The organism is Bifidobacterium sp. B4142, from assembly GCF_026537325.1.
Taxonomy (GTDB): domain Bacteria; phylum Actinomycetota; class Actinomycetes; order Actinomycetales; family Bifidobacteriaceae; genus Bombiscardovia.
Genome location: NZ_JAFNMJ010000001.1, coordinates 367,272 through 387,760, shown reverse-complemented (window position 1 = coordinate 387,760; position 20,489 = coordinate 367,272). Strand labels below are relative to the sequence as shown.

18 protein-coding genes and 1 tRNA gene are annotated in these 20,489 nt (G+C 61.6%); 8 read left to right on the top strand and 11 right to left on the bottom strand.

From position 1 onward, the window contains the following. Positions 1-40 precede the first annotated feature (40 nt). The 5 genes from J3U06_RS01690 to J3U06_RS01670 form a co-directional block, all read right to left on the bottom strand. Positions 41-125 (bottom strand) — tRNA-Ser (locus tag J3U06_RS01690). 92 nt (positions 126-217) lie between these two features. Next, positions 218-1,504, bottom strand: a complete 1,287-nt coding sequence (serS, locus tag J3U06_RS01685; RefSeq protein ID WP_267444107.1) for a serine--tRNA ligase — start codon at positions 1,502-1,504, stop codon at positions 218-220. Between the two features lie 106 nt (positions 1,505-1,610). Next, entirely contained in the window at positions 1,611-2,933 is a 1,323-nt protein-coding gene (locus J3U06_RS01680; RefSeq protein ID WP_220236228.1) for an aromatic amino acid transport family protein, read from the bottom strand. A gap of 37 nt (positions 2,934-2,970) precedes the next feature. Beyond that, positions 2,971-3,846: an L-serine ammonia-lyase, iron-sulfur-dependent, subunit alpha gene (sdaAA, locus tag J3U06_RS01675; RefSeq protein ID WP_220237452.1), complete on the bottom strand. Its 876-nt coding sequence runs from the start codon at positions 3,844-3,846 to the stop codon at positions 2,971-2,973. A gap of 11 nt (positions 3,847-3,857) precedes the next feature. Beyond that, entirely contained in the window at positions 3,858-4,535 is a 678-nt protein-coding gene (locus J3U06_RS01670) for a serine dehydratase beta chain (protein WP_267444106.1), read from the bottom strand. Between the two features lie 251 nt (positions 4,536-4,786). On the opposite strand from J3U06_RS01670, the gene J3U06_RS01665 reads away from it, so the two are divergent. The 4 genes from J3U06_RS01665 (at position 4,787) to rpiA (ending at position 9,524) form a co-directional block, all read left to right on the top strand. Beyond that, a complete protein-coding gene (locus J3U06_RS01665) occupies positions 4,787-5,881 on the top strand; it encodes a diacylglycerol/lipid kinase family protein (RefSeq protein WP_267444105.1) in 1,095 nt (364 codons plus the stop codon). A gap of 62 nt (positions 5,882-5,943) precedes the next feature. After that, entirely contained in the window at positions 5,944-7,617 is a 1,674-nt protein-coding gene (gene pgm, locus J3U06_RS01660) for a phosphoglucomutase (alpha-D-glucose-1,6-bisphosphate-dependent) (protein ID WP_267399418.1), read from the top strand. 82 nt (positions 7,618-7,699) lie between these two features. Next, the gene (locus J3U06_RS01655; RefSeq protein WP_267444104.1) at positions 7,700-8,719 is read left to right on the top strand and encodes a ribonuclease H family protein; all 1,020 of its coding nucleotides are present in this window, start codon (positions 7,700-7,702) and stop codon (positions 8,717-8,719) included. Between the two features lie 106 nt (positions 8,720-8,825). After that, the gene (gene rpiA, locus J3U06_RS01650) at positions 8,826-9,524 is read left to right on the top strand and encodes a ribose-5-phosphate isomerase RpiA (RefSeq protein WP_267399416.1); all 699 of its coding nucleotides are present in this window, start codon (positions 8,826-8,828) and stop codon (positions 9,522-9,524) included. A 133-nt stretch (positions 9,525-9,657) separates the two neighbouring features. On the opposite strand, the gene J3U06_RS01645 is transcribed toward rpiA, so the two are convergent. Both J3U06_RS01645 and J3U06_RS01640 read right to left on the bottom strand, forming a co-directional pair. Beyond that, positions 9,658-9,747 carry a 30S ribosomal protein bS22 gene (locus tag J3U06_RS01645; RefSeq protein ID WP_004268639.1) on the bottom strand — a complete coding sequence of 30 codons (90 nt, stop codon included), beginning with the start codon at positions 9,745-9,747 and terminating at the stop codon, positions 9,658-9,660. 67 nt (positions 9,748-9,814) lie between these two features. After that, the gene (locus tag J3U06_RS01640; RefSeq protein WP_267399415.1) at positions 9,815-10,468 is read right to left on the bottom strand and encodes a hypothetical protein; all 654 of its coding nucleotides are present in this window, start codon (positions 10,466-10,468) and stop codon (positions 9,815-9,817) included. A 90-nt stretch (positions 10,469-10,558) separates the two neighbouring features. Between J3U06_RS01640 and radA the strand changes: the two genes are divergently transcribed. From radA to J3U06_RS01620, 4 genes are all read left to right on the top strand, one after another. Beyond that, positions 10,559-11,968 carry a DNA repair protein RadA gene (gene radA, locus J3U06_RS01635; protein WP_267399414.1) on the top strand — a complete coding sequence of 470 codons (1,410 nt, stop codon included), beginning with the start codon at positions 10,559-10,561 and terminating at the stop codon, positions 11,966-11,968. Between the two features lie 120 nt (positions 11,969-12,088). After that, positions 12,089-12,952, top strand: a complete 864-nt coding sequence (locus tag J3U06_RS01630; protein ID WP_416378893.1) for an ABC transporter substrate-binding protein — start codon at positions 12,089-12,091, stop codon at positions 12,950-12,952. Between the two features lie 25 nt (positions 12,953-12,977). After that, on the top strand, positions 12,978-13,835 hold the full coding sequence (locus J3U06_RS01625) for an amino acid ABC transporter permease (RefSeq protein ID WP_220236237.1): 858 nt from the start codon (positions 12,978-12,980) through the stop codon (positions 13,833-13,835). After that, entirely contained in the window at positions 13,832-14,599 is a 768-nt protein-coding gene (locus J3U06_RS01620; protein ID WP_220236238.1) for an amino acid ABC transporter ATP-binding protein, read from the top strand. The genes J3U06_RS01625 and J3U06_RS01620 overlap by 4 nt, the downstream gene beginning before the upstream one ends. Before the next feature lie 21 nt (positions 14,600-14,620). Here J3U06_RS01620 and ribF read toward each other — a convergent pair whose 3' ends face one another. The 4 genes from ribF to infB form a co-directional block, all read right to left on the bottom strand. After that, positions 14,621-15,754, bottom strand: a complete 1,134-nt coding sequence (gene ribF, locus J3U06_RS01615) for a bifunctional riboflavin kinase/FMN adenylyltransferase (protein ID WP_220236239.1) — start codon at positions 15,752-15,754, stop codon at positions 14,621-14,623. Positions 15,755-15,873: 119 nt separating this feature from the next. Beyond that, positions 15,874-16,902 carry a tRNA pseudouridine(55) synthase TruB gene (gene truB / locus J3U06_RS01610; RefSeq protein WP_267400220.1) on the bottom strand — a complete coding sequence of 343 codons (1,029 nt, stop codon included), beginning with the start codon at positions 16,900-16,902 and terminating at the stop codon, positions 15,874-15,876. Positions 16,903-16,915: 13 nt separating this feature from the next. Then, positions 16,916-17,419 (bottom strand): 30S ribosome-binding factor RbfA, encoded by a 504-nt coding sequence (gene rbfA / locus J3U06_RS01605; protein ID WP_220237454.1) that lies wholly within the window; start codon positions 17,417-17,419, stop codon positions 16,916-16,918. Positions 17,420-17,548: 129 nt separating this feature from the next. Continuing rightward, positions 17,549-20,320 (bottom strand): translation initiation factor IF-2, encoded by a 2,772-nt coding sequence (gene infB / locus J3U06_RS01600; RefSeq protein ID WP_267399413.1) that lies wholly within the window; start codon positions 20,318-20,320, stop codon positions 17,549-17,551. Between the last annotated feature and the right edge of the window lie 169 nt (positions 20,321-20,489).

Below are 20,489 nucleotides of genomic sequence, written 5' to 3'. Positions count from 1 at the left end.
GCGAGAATGCCCCGAGATCACTCTCAGGGCACTGATCAGGCGGACAGGGCGGGATTCGAACCCGCGGTGACTTGCGCCACAACGGTTTTCAAGACCGTCTCTTTCGACCGCTCAGACACCTGTCCATTAGGCGTGCCGATTAGGCACGCCATTTATCATACGGCATCAGACTCCATCAGACCACCGCCGGAATGTCGGCGAATCCTGACACAACGACTCAGCCCTCCCAGGCCCTGGGCTCAATGACCTCCTTGCCGCCCACATAGGAGCGCATGGCCTCAGGCACGACGATGGAGCCGTCGGCGTTCTGGTGGTTCTCCAGGATGGCGACCAGCCAGCGGGTGGTGGCCAGGGTCCCATTGAGCGTGCTGACAGGACGAGTGGAACCGTCCTCCAGCCGCTCACGCTCATTGAGGCGACGGGCCTGGAACTCGGTGCAGTTGGAGGTTGATGTCAGCTCACGATACCGACCCTGGGTGGGCACCCAGGCCTCGCAATCGAACTTGCGGGCTGCCGAGGATCCAAGGTCTCCTGCGGCAGTGTCGATGATCCTGTAGGGCACGTCCACCTTGGCCAGCATCTCCTGCTCCATGGCCAGCAGCTGCTTGTGCTGGTCGCGGGAGTCCTCCTGCTTGCAGTAAACGAACATCTCCACCTTGTCGAACTGGTGGACGCGGATGATGCCCATGGTGTCCTTGCCGGCGGAACCAGCCTCGCGCCGGTAGCAGCTGGACCAGCCGCAGTAGCGCAGCGGGCCCTTGCTCAGATCCAGGATCTCATCCTCATGCATGCCTGCCAGGGAGACTTCAGAGGTGCCTACCAGATACTGGTCGTCAGGCTCGCGCAGACGGTAGATCTCGTCAGCATGGGAATCGAGGAATCCGGTGCCGGCCATGATTTCGGGACGGACCAGAGTGGGTGTGATCGTAGGAATGAAGTTATGCTCCATGGCCTGATCCACGGCCATGGTCAGCATGGCTATCTCCAGCCGTGCCACATCGCCACGCAGGAAGTAGAAGCGGGAACCTGAGATCTTGACGCCCCTGCGCATGTCGATTCCAGCGACGCCCTCGCCCAGCTCCAGATGGTTCTTGGGCTGGAAGCCCTCCTTGGCGAAGTCACGTGGAGTGCCAACCTTCTTGACAACCACGTAGTCATCCTCGCCGCCCTCGGGAGCTTCGGGTTCTACCAGGTTGCTGAACTTCCACATGAGGTCGGTGTACTTGGCGTTGGCCTCGTCAGAGGCTGACTTGCTGGCGTTCACCTTGTCCGACAGGCTCTTGGTCTGTGCCAACAGCTCGGCCTTGTCATCTGGGGAGGCCGACGCCACGCGCTTGCCAACCGACTTCTGCTCGGCTCTGGAGCTCTCATAATCCTGGAGTGCGACTCTGCGCTCTTCGTCCGCCTTGAGCACCTCGTCGACGAGTTCGACGGATTCGCCACGCTTGCGCTGTGATTCACGGACCACATCCGGATGTTCCTGAATGAATCTAATATCTAACATATCTGAATTGTATTCCTTTCAAAGGACACGGGATCCGTCCGGACCCTTCCGGATCCTGCAACGCATCGAGAAAGCGGACGGATCCCGCAGCGCCTCACAACCTCACTCAGACGAACAAGTGAACAATATTGTAGAAGATTGCACTGACTGCGATCAAACCAATGACCACAATGAAGACGTTGCTGGCCTTGCCTGAATATTTCTTGAGCGAAGGCACTGTATGGATGGCATACATGGGCATGAGGAAGAGAACGAAGGCGATAATAGGGCCGATCATGGTTTCGATCATGTTCATGACTGAGAAGTTGGCCCAGGCCACCAGCCAAGCCACCAGAAGGATGAAGCCCTCCACCATGAACTGCATGGTCTTCTCAGGCACTCGACGGTCAGCCTTCTTGGCTACCTTCCTGATGATGCCGCTCAATCCCTCGCTGGTGCCCAGATAATGGCCCAGGAAGGATTTCGCGATGGCGACGAAGGCTATGAAGGGTGCTACATAGTTGATGATGGGATTGTTGAAGTGGTTGGCGATATAAGTCAGGATCGACACATTCTGAGCCTTCGCCTGGGCAAGGTCCGCCGGCGACAGCGAAAGCACGCAGCTGAAGACGAAGAACATGACCACGCTGACCATGAGCAGTTCAGCACGCTTGAGAATGCTGGTCACCTTGCCGTCGACATACTTGTCGCCGTATTCCTCTCGCTCGGCGACCGAGAAGGAGGAGATGATAGGCGAATGATTGAATGCGAAGACCATGACGGGAATGAGCAGCCAGAGGCTTTCCAGCAGGCCGGAAATGCTGAAACCACCTGCGCTGTTGCGAGGGAAGCTGGAGAAGATGGCGGTGTTCCAGTGAGGAATCAAATAGAGGGAGAAGAGCACCAGCACGGCAACGAAGGGATAGACAAGGATGCTCATCACCTTGGTGGTGACTGCGGTGCCCAGGCGGACAATGGCCATGAGCACGACGACAAGCACCAGGGATAGAAGCCACCGCGGAGGAGCCGACATGTGCATCTGGTTGACGATGAAGCTTTCAGCCGTGTTGGTGATGGAAATGCCGTAGACCAGCAGGATCGGGAAAATCGACAGGAAATAAATGATCGTGAAGATCAAGCCAAAACCGTAGCCGTAGTGCTCCTCCACCACGTCAGTGATGTCATCGCCCGGCTTATCGGCTGAGAGCACGAACCTGCTCATGGCTCTATGGGCGAAGAAAGTAGTCGGGAAGGCGATGATCAGCATGAAGATCAGCCCGATGATGCCGCCGCTGCCCGCATCGATAGGCAAGAAGAGCACTCCGGCTCCGATGGCGGTGCCGAACAGGCTCAGCATCCATACCGTATCGCCCTTATGCCATTTGGCAGCATATTCCTTGGTCCCCTTTGCCGCTTCAACGCGGGCAGTCGGGTTTTCCGCATTCGTCATACCGGAACCTTTCTTCTTTCTTCTTCAAACCTCTTCGTTACTTGTCGAACACGGTCCTGCGGAACCGCTTGCCGGTAGGGGTGCCCGCCAAACCGCCAATGCCCGTTTCCCGCAATGAGGAGGGCATGCTCTCGCCGATGGACTTCATTGCTCCAATAACCTCATCAGCCGGAATCCTGCTCACGCCGCCCGAGAGCGCAATATCGGCAGCTACAAGAGCGTTGGCAGTACCTATGGCGTTGCGCTTGACACAGGGGATCTCCACCAAACCAGCGACAGGATCACAGACCAGGCCCAGCAGGTTGCTCAATGCGATGGCGAAGGCCTGGGCACATGTGGAGGAATCCCCCCCGGCCCCCTCTACCGCCGCTGCGGCCGCCATGCCGGAAGCGCTGCCCACCTCGGCCTGGCAGCCGCCTGTGGCCCCGGCGATCATGGCCTGGTTGGCTGTGACAAGCCCAAAGGCGCCGGCAGTGAACAGACAACGAATCAGTTTATCATCATCTAATCCCAACCGGTTCTTGAGAACGGTGATCACACCAGGCAACGTGCCCGAAGAACCCGCGGTAGGGGTCGCGCAGATGATCCCCATGGCAGCATTGACCTCGTTTGTCGCCATTGCAGCCACGACGGCTTCCAGCATGGCATCGCCGCTCAGGCTGGTCCGCGTCTTCCTGTAATGCTCCAGCAGGGCTGCCTCGCCACCGGTCAAGCCGGTCTTGGAGAACACGCCCTTGCCTTGGGAGCCCCTGTCCACGGCTGATTTCATCGTTTGCAGATTCTTGGACATCTTCGCCCAAACTTCCTCGCGGGTCTCATGATATCGACGCATCTCCTCGTCAATCGCTATATCCGATATCGACAGGCCGCGATCTTGGGCCATACCCACCAATTCGGCGATCGAGCTGAACATTTCAATGCCTCCTAGTCGATGTAGATCATCCGGGACGAGTGACCGGCGATCTCTTGCTGCATCTGTGCCGACAATGGGTTGTCCAGATCGAAGTCATAGAGCGTCATGCCAGGCCGATCCCCGGACTCGTACCGGGTCTGTTTCGTCACGCCTGCTTCTTGAAGCCGGTCCTGCATCTGCTCCAACCAACCGCCACCGTCATTTTCGGACTGATCGCGTTCCACCAAAAGAATGGGCAGAAGCCCGGAGGGGGTGATAGCGCATCCGTCCAATCTGATGCGACGCACCTCAATGGTCCCGCCCCCGATGGAACAGGCCGCATAAGTCACCCGGCCGCCGTCACCAAGCAGATCAACAACTGCAGTATTGGGGTGGCCTATGGGACTGGGCCCTTCTTCCTCGTGAAAAGCCAGCGTCATACCCTGTTTTTGGGCGATCTCGACAGCTTCGGGAACACGGGTGTCGTCAGGCGCAAAACCGAGCAAACCGCCAACTATGGCGTAGTCAGTGCCGTGCCCCTTGTGGGTTTGCGCGAAGGAATCATAATAGTGGATATCGGCTCGACGCGGCGCCCCTCCTATAAGGATATGGCCGACCCGTCCGATAGCCACCGCTCCAGCCGTATGCGAACTTGAAGGACCTATCATAATGGGGCCGATGATGTCAAATACGCTTTTGTATTTACCCATGCCTACTTCCTCTTCCCGTTCCGCCAGGCGTTGAAGTTTCATGCTTTGCGATTACCGCTGCTGCACCATACTGACGGGTCCGAGCGGACCACATTCATCCTACATTTGCAATTTTCATATCACAAATCAAAAAATTTATCATAAGTCTCGGAAGTGTTACATCAGCGGATGTTGCCCCCCATACGTAGAGGGTTCGTTCACGTCGGACACGCCCAAGGGCTTCGGGTCGGCACCGCGCGCACAATGGAGTCATGCCAATTCCAGCGATCGTCATCCTCGGCATCCTGGCGGTGGCGGCCATTGTCGTCACGGCGGTGGTGCTGGTTTTTCGCGTCCAAAGGCGGCATAGGTTCGCCATGCAGATCCTGGCCCGGGACGACGACCAGCTCAGCTACGCTTTCGTCATCAACCCCTCCAAGCCACAGGCGGCTGCCGCCCACGAGCGCATCCAGCAATACTGCCGCGACAAGGGCATCCGCGAATTCAGCTTCATCGAAACCCGGCTGGATCGGGACGGGAGGGCCTGCGCCCGCCTGGCACTGGACCGCGGGGCCAATGTAGTCGTGGCCGTGGGCGGGGACGGAACCGTACGCACCGTGGCCAGCGCCATGGCATCCAGCGATCATGTCATGGGCATCATCCCCATCGGGACCGGCAACCTCTTCGCTCGGAACATGGGCATTCCCGTAGGCGATCTGGATGCCGCCCTGGCCGTGGCTACCTCGCACGGATCCACCCAGGTCGACGTAGGGCGCATGGCTCTGCTGGACCAGGAGGATCAGGAGCGACGACGGAGCCACGCCTTCCTGATCATCGCCGGCATCGGATTTGATGCCTTGATGATCGACGACACCGACCCCAATCTGAAGAAGACGGTCAGCTGGCTGGCATACTTCATCAGCGGCGCTAAGCATCTGTTCGCACCCAAGTACACGGCCGACATCGCCATCACACGGCCCGACCAGGTCACGCAGACCAATACCTCGGTTACCTTCCGCACCTTCATGGCTGGCAACTGCGGGGAGATTCCCGGATTCTCCCTCATGCCCGCCGCCTCCTATGAGGACGGCATCCTGGACTTCGAGATCATCGACACCTCAGCTGGCCTGATCGGCTGGGCCAACCTCTTTGGAGATGTCATGCATCAGACCATCACCCGCAAAGCCAGCCAGAGCCCCCTATCCACCAACTCCACCATCGTCCAGCTGCAAGGATCCAAGGCCGAGATCCGCCTGGAGAAGCCCGCTTTGGCCCAAGTGGACGGCGACATTCTGGGCGAGACACGCCATATTGCGCTCAGCGTGGAGCACCGGGCCCTGAACGTGCGGGTGCCCCGGTCCGACTGAGACCGGGAGAGCCTGTTGCCCCTCTGTCCGCTTTCTCATGCCGGGGTGGCATGATGGGAGCCATGACAGCACAGAACGCGGGCAGGCCTGCCAGCCCAGAAGATCTGATCAACGTCGACGATCTGATTGGCAGGTACTACGATCTCATCCCCGACCCTTCCATCCCCTCCCAGCGCGTGTCCTTCGGCACCTCCGGGCATCGTGGCTCCGCCCTGACAACCTCCTTCAACGAGGCCCACATCGTGGCCATCAGCCAGGCCATAGCCGAACAGCGAGCCAAGGACGGGACCACCGGACCGCTCTACCTGGGCCGCGACACCCACGCCCTCTCCCTGCCCGCCTGGAAGACGGCCATCGAGGTCCTGACAGCAAACAGGGTACGGGTGCGCATTGACGCCAATGATGACTACACGCCCACACCCACCGTCTCCCAGGCCATCCTGACACACAACCGGGCGGCCGACGGCACCCAACGCTTCTCCGGCAAGGATTTGGCTGACGGCATCGTGGTCACCCCCTCTCATAACCCACCCACTGACGGCGGATTCAAGTATGACCCGCCCACAGGCGGTCCGGCTTCGGCCGAAACCACCAACGCCATAGCGCAACGGGCCAATGAGCTTCTGGGCGACTACAAGCGGGTCAAGCGGATTCCCTTTGAGGATGCCATTAAATCCGACCTCGTGGAGCGCTTCGACTACCGGGAACACTACGTGGCTGACCTGGGCAATGTCATCGACTTTGATCTGCTCAGATCTTCCGGGGTGCGTCTGGGCATCGATCCGCTGGGCGGCGCCTCGGTCAACTACTGGCCGCTGATCAACGAAAAGTACGGCCTGAACATCGGCATCGTCAACCCAGAGGTGGATCCGACCTGGCGGTTCATGACCATTGACCACGATGGGAAAATCCGCATGGATCCCAGCTCACCCTATGCCATGAAGGGTCTGGTTGATCGCCTCAACGCCGGGGCCTGGGACTCCTACGACCTGGTGGGCGGCACCGATCCGGATGCCGATCGGCATGGCATCGTCTGTCCAGGAACCGGCGTTATGAACCCCAACCACTACATCGCCGTCTGCGCGGAATACCTCTTCTCGGGCAACCGACCCGGATGGCCCCAAGGTGCCGGCATCGGCAAGACCCTGGTCTCCTCCTCCCTGATCGACCGCGTGGCTGCCTCCATCGGCGCCAGGCTGATCGAGGTGCCTGTAGGCTTCAAGTGGTTTGTCAACCCCCTCTTCAAGGGCGAGGTGGCCTTCGGCGGCGAGGAGAGCTCCGGGATGAGCTTCCTGCGCCGGGACGGCCGTGTCTGGACAACGGACAAGGACGGGCTGATCCCTGACCTCCTGGCTGCCGAAATCACAGCCAAGACCGGAAAGAATCCGGCTCAGCTCCACCAAGAGCAGGTGGAACGCTTCGGCCAAAGCTGGTACAAGCGAGTGGACACCCCTGCCACGTTGGAGCAGAAGCAGAAGTTCGCTCAGTTGAACGGCGACGATGTGACGGCTTCCACCCTGGCGGGCGAGCCCATCACTGCCAAGCTGACCGAGGCCCCGGGCAATGGGGCCAAAATCGGAGGCATCAAGGTAACCACCGAGAACAACTGGTTCGCCGCCCGCCCCTCCGGCACCGAGAACATCTACAAGGTCTACGCCGAATCCTTCGTTTCCCCTGAGACCCTGGATCAGGTTCTGGACGATGCCGACCAGGTGGTCACCAAGGCTCTAGGCTGAGCTTCAGACAAGACCCCTGCCCTCCTCCGCGACAGTCATCGCTGGGGCGGGGGTTCTCTATTTTCCTGTTTAAACTGAAACTATGACCAATGACAAGAATCTGGTCGTCTCCACCGACGGCAGTGCACTGAGCAATCCCAATGGCCCCATGGGTTGGGCTTGGGCCGATCACCAGGGCGGCGACGCAGATGCAGGCGGCGCCAGCAACGGCACCAATCAGATTGGCGAACTGTGCGCCGTGCTGCAGGCCCTGCGCGCCCACCCAGGCGAGCGCCCGCTGGTCATCGAAACCGACTCCCAATACGCCATCAACTGCTCCACCACCTGGGTGCCCGGGTGGAGGAAGAAAGGGTGGAAGAACTCCCAGGGCAAGCCGGTCAAGAACCGCCCGCTTATTGAAGCCATCGACCAGGCGATCCAGGCACGGGCGGGATCGGTCAGGTTTGTCTGGGTCAAGGGCCACGCCGGCAACACATTCAACGAAAAAGTGGACACCCTGGCCCGCGGCTACGCCACAGCTGCAGGCAAGGGCGACCGGGAAGGCTGTCTTCCTATCGAAGGCTGGCGTTCGCTGCTGGCCTCCCCCTATGCCAAGGGCACGCAGGTACCGCCCGCAGTCAAGGAGGAGCTGGACGCAGGACCCCGAGTTCTGGACGAGCTGGGCCGCAAGAAGGTTCGCCTGGACCAGGAAGAGCAGAAAGATCTAGCCGAAACCGCCGTCGAGTCCCAGGCTGTGGATCCCGAGCAGGCCGAATCTGTAGAAGCAACAGCTGATGCAGACGATGATGCGAAGCCCGAGGCCATCAATGGCATGCCCGACCCCGACTTAACCGATGGTCAGGAAGACGAACTCGGGCCGGCTTTCAAGGGCACCTCGGACGCCGATGCAGTTGACCAGGAGACCAAGGACTCCGGGGCCCGGGGACTGAGAGCCAGCGGTCGCATCCGCATCACGCCGCCTCCTTCCGGCAGCAGCATGTTCACGGGACAGGACCTGCATATCGTCGGCAGCATCGATATAGATGCGGACATTGACCCTGACGGCTTCGTGACCATCCAGGAGGCGCCTTTCCGCCTGCATGCCATCGAAGTGGAGGATTAAGCGGCTTCTGGACCGTCAGGGGCCATCGTCTAAACTGAAGTGAACCTGAACCAACAAGACCCGCAGACATCAGCTGTTAAGCGCATGCGGGCATGAAGGAGCGTGTATGGACAAGACCGAGCAGGACAGACTGAAGAAGGCCGCCGGCATCGAAGCAGCCAAGCTGGTCGAGAACGGCATGACCGCCGGGCTGGGCACCGGATCCACGGTTCGGTTCTTCGTGGATGAACTGGGACGGCGCGTCAAGGAAGAGGGTTTGGAGTTCACCGGCGTGACCACCTCCCGGCGGACCAAGGAACAGGCTGAAGGCTATGGAATCCGCATCGTCGACATCGACCAGGTGGATCACATCGATGTCACCATCGACGGGGCCGACGAGGTCGACAGGGACTTCAACGGCATCAAGGGCGGCGGCGCAGCCCTGCTCTGGGAGAAAATCGTGGCCGTCAACTCTCGAAGGATCGTCTGGATCGTGGACGAGTCCAAGGTGGTCGACACCATCGGCCGCTTCCCCCTGCCCGTGGAGGTCATCCCCTTCGGCGAGCGCCACGTCCTGGATCGCTTTAAGGAACGCGGCTATAACCCTGTCCTGCGGATGGACGGCCAAGGGCAGCCGGTTCTGACAGACGAGCACAACCACATCATTGATCTGCATCTGGAGCGGATTGATCACCCACAGGATCTGGCCCAAGACCTGATCACCACCGTGGGAGTCGTTGAACACGGCCTCTTCCTCAACATGGTCGACACGGTCATCGTGGGCGATCCCAACGGGCCCCGGGTCATGACCAACGCCAACAAGTGAGCATCAGTTATCATCCCGCATCCTGGCTGGAAGTATCCGGCTGGCCACGATGACCGGCGATGATATGCATGAAGCCCCCTGCGTCCATTCGATGCGGGGGGCTTCGTCGGCCCTGAGGGCCAAAGTCATAAAGCTACTTGCGCTGGTGACGAGTCTTGCGCAGCAGTTTGCGGTGCTTCTTCTTGCTCATCCGCTTGCGGCGCTTCTTGATGACAGAACCCATCCGAGCCTCCGATCCTTAGTTACCTGGAAGTGTCCAACTTGCTTATTCTACACCGCTTACGGGACGACTAGAGCGGAAAGGCCTTGTAGAAAGCCTCCAGTGCAGCCCGCTGGCCCTGAGCGCGGAAGACCACCGTATCATTCTGCCAGATGACCAATGCCTTGTGCTCGTCGCTGCCATCCGCCTTCTCCAGGTAGGATCCGGTGACCGTGCCGCCGCTGCGAACATTGCCCGAGGCCAGCTCCTTGCCGGACATGCCCGTGGACTGGCTGTCATAGAGCGCCTTGGCATCTTCGCTCCTGGACCACTGAGCCAGGTGGAGGCTCACATCCCCGCCCGACCTGCCGGTGGAGTAGACCAGGTTGTACTCCTCGATAGGCGTACGGGTGCTCCATTCGCTGTCAGAATCCGCTTTGACGCGGGCGAACTCGCCCACCGTATCAGGCATGGCCTTGAGCAACTCGGAAGCCGAATCAGGAAGGGGCGCCGCCGTGGCCTTGGGGCTGCTGGCTTGCGGGGGTTGAGAGGAAGCGGAAGCCGAGTCCTGGGTGACGGACTCTTGGCTGCGCACCGCCCAGTGAGGCCAGACGAAGGCCGATAGAAGCACTAGGACGACCACCGCTGCAAGGGCGATGACCAGACCGATCCGTCGACGGCGCTGCCTGGCATGCGCGGAGGAGTCAGAGGAAGAGGACACGGATGCAGAAGGATTGTCAGCCATGTCTCCATTCTCTCATGGGCAGGGTGTCGGCACTGCGAAGATGCCGTAAAAGCCCAGCTCATCGTCCCTGAATCCCGATAGCGTGCAGGTATGGCCAAGACGACGACGCAATATGTGTGCACGGAGTGCGGATGGACCGGCGGCAAATGGTTCGGACGCTGCCCGGAATGCGGCCAGTGGGGAACGATCGAGGAATTCCATGAAGCCCGTCTCGTAGGTGCAGGCGGGGGTCTGTCCACCTCCGGCGGCAGCCATACGGCACCTGCGCCCCCTAAGAAAGGCCTGGCCCGGCCCATCACCCGGGTAGGCACGGACCAGGTAAAGCGCATTCCCACAGGATTCGAGGAATTCGACCGGGTCCTGGGCGGAGGCATCGTGCCCGGGTCAGTCATCCTATTGGCCGGCGAGCCGGGCATAGGCAAGTCCACCCTCCTGCTGGAGACCGCCGGCCGCGTGGCCGACCGGGGAGGCGGAAAAGGCAAGGTGCTCTATCTGTCAGGCGAGGAGTCCCAGGCCCAGGTGCGGATGCGGGCCAGTCGGGTGGGAGCGCTCAAGGACCCACTATTGCTGGCTTCGACGACCGACCTTGCCACGGTGCTTGGGCTGATCGAGCGCGAGAAGCCGACACTGGCCATTGTGGACTCCGCCCAGACCATAGTCTCCAGCCAGGTTGACGGCATCTCCGGGGGCTCCACCCAGGTACGCGAGGTGGCCATCAGCCTGATCGACATGGCCAAATCGCACGACATCCCCATCCTCCTGGTTGGCCACGTGACCAAGGACGGCTCCATCGCCGGGCCGCGGACCCTGGAGCATCTGGTCGATGTGGTCTGCCAGTTCGAGGGCGATTCCCAGACCGCGTTACGCCTGTTGAGAGCCGTCAAGAACCGTTTCGGCCCCACCGACGAGGTTGGCTGCTTCGACATGGGCGAGCAGGGCATTGAGGAGGTCAGCGATCCCACTGGGCTCTTCCTGTCCACGACCGGGCAAGAGGTTGAGGGCACCTGTGTGACCTTCACCTTGGACGGCCACCGCAGCCTGCCCATCGAGATCCAGGCCTTGGTTACTTCGTCTGTCCTGCCCACGCCCAGGCGCAACACCAACGGGATCGATGCCAACCGTCTGGCCATGCTAGCTGCGGTGCTCTACCGCCACGGTCGCGTCAACCTGCTGACACGGGACCTGTATGTGTCCACCATCGCCGGCGGGCTGGCCAAGGAACCCGGATGTGATCTGGCCATCGTGGCCGCCCTGGCCAGTGCAGCCAAGTCCCGACCCATCCAGCGCACGACCTGTGCCATGGGCGAGATATCGCTGACCGGACAGGTCAGACCAGTGCCTCAACTCAATCACCGGCTGCAGGAGGCCACTCGACTGGGATTCACCCGGGCACTGGTCCCGCCCGACCGGCATTCAGGAGCCCGAAAGCCCATCCAGGGACTGGAAGTGGTCGAGGTCAACTATCTGGCCGAGGCACTGGACGCCCTGGGGCTGGTCTGAGCCCGGTGGCCGCAGGGCCCTATCGCACCCTATGGCGCTCACCTGCAGACTCGTTAACCTGCCAGACTAGGATGGAGTCGCTGGAAGACCGACACCCATCGTCACGAGGAGCAGATCAGCATGACCATCTTCACCAGGAAAACCTTACGCAGGCTGACGGCGGCCGTACTCACGACAGTCACGCTCATGGTCGGCGCGGCCTGCGGCTCCTCGTCGAGCAGCAGTGGGCAGTCAGCGGCCAAGCAGGACATCACCCAGCAGACCATCAAACCTGGCACCCTGACCATTGCCACTGGAGACCCGGCCTACGCCCCCTACGTGCAGGACAACAAGCCCGAATCCGGCAAGGGCTACGAGGCAGCCGTTGCCTATGCAGTAGCGGAGAAAATGGGATTCGACAAGGCGCACGTCACCTGGATCAGGACCACCTTCGATGCCGCCATCGCCCCGGGAAGCAAGGACTACGACCTGAACATCCAGCAGTTCTCCATCACACCGGAACGTCGACAGGCTGTGGACTTCACTCCCAGCTACTACAACTCCACCCAGTCGCTGGTCGCCAGAAAAAACTCCCCATACGCTTCTGCCACCTCCCTTGCCCAGATCAAGGACGCCAAGATAGGGGCCATGGTCGGCTCCACCTCCTACGAGATGGCCCACAAGCTGGTCAAGCCTGACATCGACACCTTCAATGACGATGTGGCCTCGTCCCAGGCCTTGGACACCAACCAGATCGACGCGCTTGTCGTGGACACCCCCTCAGCTGTGACCATGGTCGATTCCGGGCAGGTCAAGAACGCCAAGATCCTCGGGCAGATCAAGGGTTCGCAGGACCCGGAGGGCATGGGCATAGTCCTGCCCAAAGGCTCCACACTGACCCCGGTTGCTTCCAAGGCTGTCACCACCCTGAAGAAGGATGGAACCTTGGACAAGCTGCAGAACCAGTGGCTGCATGTCTACACCTCCCTGCCTACCCTGGGCTGAGAGAAGAAAGGAAACCTAGTCGTTCATGGCCACCTCGGCACAAGACGCGGTCAGCGATATTCAACGGGAACGGGAACGCTACGGTCGTCGGCAGAATCTGCGCTCAGTGGCGGTCAGCATCGCCAGCACGCTTGTACTGGCCCTGCTGATTGCTCTGGGGCTGCACGCCTCACCTGGCTGGCCCCGGGTCAAGCAGTCGTTTTTCTCCGGCGCTTACTTCGCCCAAGCCTTCCCCAAGGTCCTTCGGGGACTCTGGCTCAATCTGGAGGTCCTCTTCTTCGCGGTCATCGGCGTGGCCTTGCTGGGCACCCTGCTGGCCATGATCCGCACCAGCCGGAACCCGCTGCTCTTCCCCCTACGGGTGCTGGCCCAGGTCTACACCACGATCATGAGGGGGATCCCCATGATCGTGGTCCTCTACCTGATCGGCTTCGGCATCCCTGGTCTGGCCATCTTCAACCGGATCCCGGCAGCCCTGCTGGGCACCGTGGCGATCATCCTCTCCTATTCGGCCTACATCGCCGAGGTCCTGAGGGCCGGCTTCCAGGACGTCGGCCCCTCCCAGAGGGCCTCGGCGCGTTCACTGGGCTTGACCTCGGGACAGACCATGCGTCTGGTAGTCATCCCCCAGGCCCTGCGCAAGGTGGCTCCGGCACTAATGAACGACTTCATCTCCATGCAGAAGGACGTGGGGCTGATTTCAGTTCTAGGAGCGGTCGACGCGGTCAGGGCGGCCCAGATCATCGTGGCCACCTCCTACAACTTCACCCCCTACGTGGTGGCCTCGGTGCTCTTCATCGCCACCTCGGTCCCCTTCATTCTTCTCAACGACTGGTATTCCAACCGGCTGCGCAAGCGCGAACAGAGCGGAGGCATGGTATGAGCGAACAGGCAGGCGCCGATCAGGATCAGCCAGTGCTCCGTTTGGAGGATGTACGTAAGACCTACCCTGGGGGCAACAAGGTTCTGCGCGGCATCTCCATGACCATCATGCCTCATGAGACCGTGGCCCTGCTGGGCCCATCGGGGTCAGGCAAGTCCACTCTGATGAAGTGCATCAACCTGCTGGAGACCGTCAACGACGGCAGGATCTGGCTGGGCGGCACCGACATCACCGATCCCAGGATCGACCAAGATGCCTGCCGTGCCAGAATCGGCGTGGTCTTCCAACAATTCAACCTCTTCCCCCACATGAACGTCCTGAAAAATGTGACTCTGGGAGCCGTCAAGGTCCACGGCATGCCCAAGGACCAGGCCAGGGAGCGGGCCCTAGAACTGCTGGACCGGATCGGCATGAGGAAGAAGGCCGGAGCATACCCCGACCAGCTCTCCGGCGGCCAGCAGCAGCGGGTGGCCATCGTCCGGGCCCTGATGACCGACCCGGAACTACTCCTGCTGGATGAGATCACCTCAGCCTTGGACCCCATGCTGGTGGGCGAGGTCCTGGCCATGGTCTCGGAGCTGACTGCCGGTGGCACCACCATACTCATGGCCACCCACGAAATGAGTTTCGCCCATCACGCAGCCAACCGAGTGGTTCTGCTGCTGGACGGTGTCATCGCTGAGAACGGAACGCCGCAAGAGGTGATGGACGAGTCGGAGAATCCGCGCACCAGGGAGTTCTTCAGCCACTTCCGAGGGCTGTGAGTTCCCGAGTACCTTCAGCTTTCAATTGGCGGAAAACACCTTTCCTGAAGCCTTGGTCAGCTCCAGGGTGCGATCGGCGTCCAAGACCAGCTGTCGTTTGAGCGGCTCCTCGCCCGCATACCGTCTCTGACCGCGCAGACGGCTGAGGAACTCCACTCGTACCCGGTGACCGTACAGGTCCACCCAATCCGGCCGGACGGCATTGGCCTCCAGGATTCTCGGCATCTGCTCGCCTGGGGCCAGGAAGGTCTCCTTGGTGCCGATGGAGATGGCGGCGGGCATCCGCCAAGGCGAGCCCTGAGCCAGCCGACCCTCCCGGCACTCCGAGGTCGCCATGGGATCCGTAGGCAGACCCAGGTCGACCAACCAGCCTGCATAGACTCCATCTGCGGGCATCATCCCCTGGCTGTCGGGAGCAAGGTTGGCAGTCGGGAAGCCCAAGCGGCGACCACGCTGCTCCCCATGGACCACCGTGCCTTGGACCATGTGCGGCCGGCCCAGAATATCCAGGGCCGCATCCACATCGCCGTCAAGGATCAACTGCCGAAGGTGGGAGCTGCTCCAGGCTCTTGCCCGATGTCGCTCCAGGCTGTCAGCGTTAGGCAGGGTGCAATCGCCTGGACCCTGGTCGTCCACGACTTCCAAATCGAACAGTCCTGTGTCCGCCAGGTCGCCAATGGCCTTGATATCGCCGATTCGCCCTGCGCCCATCTGCGCATCGCGGCCCAGGACCAACGTGCGCATGGCCAGCTGTTCGGTAAGCTGCTTGAGGAAGAACCGATAGGATTTGGCAGCGAAGGCCAGCGTGTACCGCACCACCACAGCCTGTTCCAGCCCCAGCTGGGCCATCAGCCGCAAGCGCTCATCTAGCGGCATGATCTGGTCAGGGTCATGGTGAACCAGGCTTAAAGATGGTTCAGTCATGTCATGGCTGTCAGCATAGCTGTGGACCAGTTTGGGACTGGGGTCGAAGACCAGAGCCATAGGCCAATCCTGGCCCTTGGCAGCGAACTCTACCACCCGGCGCAGGAGGGCCTGATGACCCCGATGCATGCCATCGAAGACACCGATAGTGACCACGCTGGGCCGGGTCCCCAAGGTTCCCGGCCACCTGACGATTCCCGACTCATCCGGGCTGACCTGGCTGACCTTCATCCGCTTCCCATCACTTAGTCATGGCGGCCCCCGAACCCGGGCACCGATAATTCCTTAAGCACTGTATTCCCGCCGTCGCACCCTGACAAGACCCTTGGGCTAAATCCGAGCCTGCACACTCAGGCCTCGGGGTGGAAGACCGCATCCGGCTTGGCCCCGCCTCGTGAACTGGGCGCTAGGATGGCAGCCAAGCGTTGCCTGCCCTCAGGTCCGGCCAGGGCGGCCGTGGGCCCGGCGACAGGCAGATCCAAAAATCCTCCGTTAGCCACCCTGGCTGCCTGATTGGCATCCAGGTTCAGGACAGGCATGCTCATGCGTGCCGCCTGCGCCAGACTTAGAGAGCCATCCAACATCCCCTGCCGGTCGCGGTCCGGAACCATACGACTGTGAACAACCGTCTGACCTTGTCGGTTCCGGTAGGTGTGAGGGACCACCTGACCGCCCAAAACCCTGGACGCCAGGTCGGGATCCTCCAAGTCGAACGGGCCCACACGAACCCTTCTTAGGGCGATCAGGTAGCCGCCCAGATCCAGCCGCTCGCCCAGGTCACGAGCCAGGGCCCTGATGTAGGTGCCACTGGAGCAGGTCACCTCCACATCCGCATCGACCACCCTGGCGCCCTGGTCGGGCAGATCTACACGGCGAAAACCAAGCAGACGGAAGGATACGATCCGAATGCGGCGGGGCTCCAGCCTGACCTCCTGGCCTGCGCGAGCCAGGTCATAGGCCCGTCTGCCCTTGACCTTGATGGCGGAGAAGGCATCAGGCACCTGGTCGATCCAGCCGGTGAAGCAATGGTCAATCAAATCCTGCAGACCCTGGGCTGTCAGTTCGTCCACCTTCTGCGCAGCTCCAGGACGCGCCGGCAGCAAATCCCCGTCCGCATCGTCCGTGGTGGTGCCCAGTCCCAGGCGCATGGTGGCACGGTAGGTTTTGTCATGGCCGACGATGACCGTCAGCAGCCGCGTAGCCTGGCCGAACCCTACGACCAGGAGGCCAGTAGCCATAGGATCCAAGGTCCCGGCATGGCCCACGCGACGCATGCCAAGGCCAGAGCGGACGGCTGCCACCACATCATGGCTGGTTACACCGCTCGGCTTGTCAACAAGGATGATGCCCGAGGTCGGTTCATCATGGCCAGAATCCATCACGTCCGACGACTCAGCGGTCGGCTTCATCCGCATCCCCTGCCGCAGGTTCGTCAGGGACGGAGCCTGACTCATCGGTCTTTTCTTCATCGTCATGCCTATATGGATCGGGGTCGCCAGCATAGCTGGCATTGACTCGCGCCTTGGCCATGGCCTCGTCCCGATGACGGGCCGCGGTCAGCACATCCTCAATCTCGGTAGCCTCGGCAGGCACCTCATCGTAGATGAAGCGCAAGGTAGGCGTCAGCCGCAGACCGGCCCGAGCACCGACAAGGGTGCGCAGCCTGCCGGAGGCCTGCCTCAGAGCCTGCTGTGCACGCTTGCGTTCCCCGGCCTCGTGTCCGGACCGGCCCAGCTGAGTCCAGTAGATCTTGGCTATCTGCAGATCGTTGGTGACCCGAACCTCAGTGACGGTGACCCCTGCCAGGCGCTTGTCGTGCATCTGGGACTCCAGCGCAGAGGCCACAACCCGTTGTATCAGGGCTGCTATGCGTACAGCGCGGGGATTTCCAGCCATCATGATTCCTTTCTCGAACCGTCCATGACCAATCTTTGCATTCATGGACATCCGCCCCGGCCGGGAAGTACCCGGACCGGGGCGGATCGCCATGGACCCTCCGACATGTGGTCGGATGGTCGACAGGTCCTACTTACGTTCCACTTCCTGCATCTCGTAGGTCTCGATGATGTCGCCCACCTCGATGTCGTTGAAGGAGCCCAGGTTGATACCAGCCTCGTAGCCTTCGGACACCTCGTTGACGTCGTCCTTGAACCGACGCAGGGAGGAGATCTCCAGGTCGTTGATGGTGACCACCCCGTTGCGGGCAATGCGAGCCTTGGTGCCCCGCTTGACGGTGCCGTCCTGGACCATGACGCCCGCGATGTTGCCGAACTTGGAGGAGCGGAAGATCTCGCGGATCTCGGAGTGGGAGGTGGTGACCTCCTCGTACTCCGGCTTGAGCATGCCCTTGAGCGCAGCCTCGATGTCTTCGATGGCATTGTAGATGACCGAGTAGTACTTGATCTCCACACCCTCGCGGTCGGCCAGGTCCTGGACCTGCCTGTTGGGCCGGACGTTGAAGCCGATGATGACGGCCTTGTCGACCGTAGCCAGGTTGACATCGTTCTGGGTGATAGCGCCCACGCCCCGGTGGATGACCTGGATCCCGACCTCGTCGGAGACCTCGATCTTCATCAGGGAGTCTTCCAGGGCCTCGACCGAGCCGGAGGAGTCGCCCTTGATGACAATGTTGAGCATATCCACCTCGGACTTGGCGAACTGCTCCTTCAGGCTCTCCAGAGAGACCACCTTGCGGCGCTTGGCAAGCTGGGCGGCACGGGCCGAAGCCTCACGCTTCTCGGCAATCTGACGAGCAGTGCGGTCGTCGGGAGCGACCAGGAAGAGGTCGCCGGCGGTAGGCACCGAGGTAAGACCCAGCACCTGGACGGGCGTGGAAGGACCGGCAGCATCCATCTGCCGGCCGTTCTCGTCCAGCATGGCGCGCACACGGCCATAGGCCGATCCAGCCACAATGGCATCGCCCACATGCAAGGTCCCCTGCTGGACCAGCACAGTGGCCACAGCTCCACGTCCCTTGTCCAGACGGGCCTCGACCGTGGCGCCGCGAGCGTCCATGTCAGGGTTGGCCCGAAGGTCAAGGTCTGCATCGGCAGTCAGCAGGACGGCCTCCAGGAGCTTGTCCACATTGGTGCCCAGCTTGGCAGAGATGTCGACGAACATGGTGTCGCCACCGTACTCTTCGGATACCAGCCCGAACTCAGTCAGCTGGCCACGCACCTTCTGGGGGTTGGCTCCCTCGACATCAATCTTGTTGACAGCCACCACGATGGGTACATGGGCGGCCTGTGCATGGTTGATGGCCTCCACGGTCTGCGGCATAACGCCGTCGTCCGCAGCCACCACCAGGATAGCCACATCGGTCAGCTCAGCACCACGGGCACGCATGGCCGTAAAGGCCTCGTGGCCAGGGGTGTCCAGGAAGGTGATCTTGCGATCCTCCCCGTCCAGGGTGACTGTGGCCTGGTAGGCCCCGATGCGCTGGGTGATGCCCCCAGCCTCCTTGGTGGTCGTGTTGGTCTTGCGAATGGTGTCCAGCAGCCGGGTCTTGCCGTGGTCGACATGGCCCATGACCGTGACCACCGGGGGCCTGGGCTGCAGGTTCTTGTCATCCTGGTCCTCACGTTCTTCGTCCAGGTTGATGTCGAACTGCTGAAGGAGCTCCTTGTCCTCCTCCTCGGCGGAGACGATGCGGATCTTCCACCCGATCTCGTCGCCCAGAATCTGGAATGTGGCCTCATCCAGGGACTGGGTGGCCGTAGCCATCTCGCCCAGGTGGAAGAGCACCGTGACCAAGGCAGCAGGGTTGACATTGATCTTGTCGGCCAGGTCAGCCAAGGTCGCGCCCTGACGAAGTTTGACGGTACGTCCATTGCCCGCGGGGATGCGCACACCGCCGATGACGGGTGCCTTCATCTCCTGGAATTCATGCCTCTTGGCCATCCGATTCTTGCGGGCCTTGGAGGACTTGCCTCCCTGGCGACCGAATGCTCCAGCAGCGCCGCCGCGACCGCGACCACCACGGCCTGAACCGCCGCGGAAGCCGCCTGAGGGCGCCGACGAAGCGCCGCCGAAACGACCGCCGCCGCCCTGATGTGTCTGCTGACCTGGACGGCTATGGCCCCACTGCCCTGGACGGGCACCCTGTCCGGATCGGCCACCACGACCGTTGCGGAATCCACCCCGGCCCCTGCGGGAGTCGTTGACGGTTGGCCTGGCCATAGGATGCGGCCTGGGAATGTCCGAAGGCATAGGGGCCTTCATCCCCTGTTTGCGGCTGAAAGGATTGTTGCCTGGACGAGGCGTGGATGCCCCCGGCCTTGCGCCATGCCGCATCGCCGCAGCGTTGGAACCGCCGGAACGACCGTTGCTGCGCGAGCCCTGGGGGCCGGGCCTGCCCATGGCTGAAGGCTTGGGCCCACGGGACTGGTTGCGTCGCTCATGCTCGTTGCGGCTGCCCTGGGAGGCACCGGGCTTGGGGAAGCGGCCACCAGGACGCTGCTGACCCCGTGGCGCCTCGCCGTCGTCCGAGGGCCGGTGGTTCTGTCCGGGCTTGGGCCCAGGTGTGGACTGCTGGGTGCCGCCGGACTGCGAACGGCCATGCAGACCCTGGCCGCCTCCATGATTAGGGCTGCCGGGGCGGGCATTTCGTGCAGCGGCCTGACCAGCGTCGCCCTGTCCCTTCTGAGGGAAAGCGTTCTTGAGTCGACGAACCACAGGGGCCTCGACAGTAGAGGATGCGGACTTGACGAACTCGCCCATGTCCTTCAATTTCGCCAGAACAGTCTTGCTGTCTACGCCAAATTCCTTGGCCAGCTCATACACGCGTGCTTTGGGCACTTACTTTCTCCTTACCGGACCGCGCGTATGACCGGCGCGATCACTCTTTGATGACGGCGAACATATCCTGTCTCATCGTGCGACCATGATCGTGTTACCTCGTCTCTGTGCCGGGGCCGACGGCATGAACCACCGGACTCGGAATACTGGGTCCAGCATACTCGCGTCG

Bases quoted from the DNA above. Each gene is read 5' to 3' on its own strand.
- J3U06_RS01655 (WP_267444104.1), top strand. From the start codon at position 7,700: ATGACCAATGACAAGAATCTGGTCGTCTCCACCGACGGCAGTGCACTG.
- J3U06_RS01620 (WP_220236238.1), top strand. From the start codon at position 13,832: ATGAGCGAACAGGCAGGCGCCGATCAGGATCAGCCAGTGCTCCGTTTG.
- J3U06_RS01625 (WP_220236237.1), top strand. From the start codon at position 12,978: ATGGCCACCTCGGCACAAGACGCGGTCAGCGATATTCAACGGGAACGG.
- pgm (WP_267399418.1), top strand. From the start codon at position 5,944: ATGACAGCACAGAACGCGGGCAGGCCTGCCAGCCCAGAAGATCTGATC.
- radA (WP_267399414.1), top strand. From the start codon at position 10,559: ATGGCCAAGACGACGACGCAATATGTGTGCACGGAGTGCGGATGGACC.
- truB (WP_267400220.1), bottom strand. From the start codon at position 16,902: ATGGATTCTGGCCATGATGAACCGACCTCGGGCATCATCCTTGTTGAC.
- rpiA (WP_267399416.1), top strand. From the start codon at position 8,826: ATGGACAAGACCGAGCAGGACAGACTGAAGAAGGCCGCCGGCATCGAA.
- J3U06_RS01665 (WP_267444105.1), top strand. From the start codon at position 4,787: ATGCCAATTCCAGCGATCGTCATCCTCGGCATCCTGGCGGTGGCGGCC.
- serS (WP_267444107.1), bottom strand. From the start codon at position 1,504: ATGTTAGATATTAGATTCATTCAGGAACATCCGGATGTGGTCCGTGAA.
- ribF (WP_220236239.1), bottom strand. From the start codon at position 15,754: ATGAAGGTCAGCCAGGTCAGCCCGGATGAGTCGGGAATCGTCAGGTGG.
- J3U06_RS01645 (WP_004268639.1), bottom strand. From the start codon at position 9,747: ATGGGTTCTGTCATCAAGAAGCGCCGCAAGCGGATGAGCAAGAAGAAG.
- J3U06_RS01680 (WP_220236228.1), bottom strand. From the start codon at position 2,933: ATGACGAATGCGGAAAACCCGACTGCCCGCGTTGAAGCGGCAAAGGGG.
- J3U06_RS01640 (WP_267399415.1), bottom strand. From the start codon at position 10,468: ATGGCTGACAATCCTTCTGCATCCGTGTCCTCTTCCTCTGACTCCTCC.
- J3U06_RS01670 (WP_267444106.1), bottom strand. From the start codon at position 4,535: ATGGGTAAATACAAAAGCGTATTTGACATCATCGGCCCCATTATGATA.
- rbfA (WP_220237454.1), bottom strand. From the start codon at position 17,419: ATGGCTGGAAATCCCCGCGCTGTACGCATAGCAGCCCTGATACAACGG.
- J3U06_RS01630 (WP_416378893.1), top strand. From the start codon at position 12,089: ATGACCATCTTCACCAGGAAAACCTTACGCAGGCTGACGGCGGCCGTA.
- sdaAA (WP_220237452.1), bottom strand. From the start codon at position 3,846: ATGTTCAGCTCGATCGCCGAATTGGTGGGTATGGCCCAAGATCGCGGC.